This window comes from Mesorhizobium sp. M7A.F.Ca.MR.148.00.0.0 (assembly GCF_003997735.1).
GTDB lineage: Bacteria > Pseudomonadota > Alphaproteobacteria > Rhizobiales > Rhizobiaceae > Mesorhizobium.
The window spans coordinates 1-274 of sequence record NZ_RZTB01000550.1 but is presented as its reverse complement, the minus strand read 5'-3'; the positions used below and the strand labels follow the sequence as shown (position 1 = coordinate 274).

The window sequence follows — 274 nt, the reverse complement described above, 5'->3', positions numbered from 1 at the left end:
GTATTGGGACAGCCCCGGCACCGTGGTCAGCTACGTGAAGATGCTGGCGGCAGCAGTCAGCGACACCCGCCCGGAAATCGGTGACACCGGCAAGGTCAGGATGTAGCCGGACGGCGTTGAAAATCAGGACGTCAGATGGGCGAATGCCGGTGGCCGCAGGGAATATCGCCGGTGCGGCACACCGGTGCCGATCAGTCCGGCTTGGGAGGATTAGGGGCATTCCATGCTGGATCGGCGTCGGCATGCCTTTGCGAACAGTCCTCGTAACTGTGGT

The 274-nt window shown here is 62.4% G+C and carries 1 pseudogene; it reads left to right on the top strand.

Annotation, left to right across the window (positions count from 1 at the left end):
• Positions 1-106: pseudogene (locus tag EOB49_RS38495) on the top strand (general stress protein); the annotation flags it as partial.
• Positions 107-274: the final 168 nt, after the last annotated feature.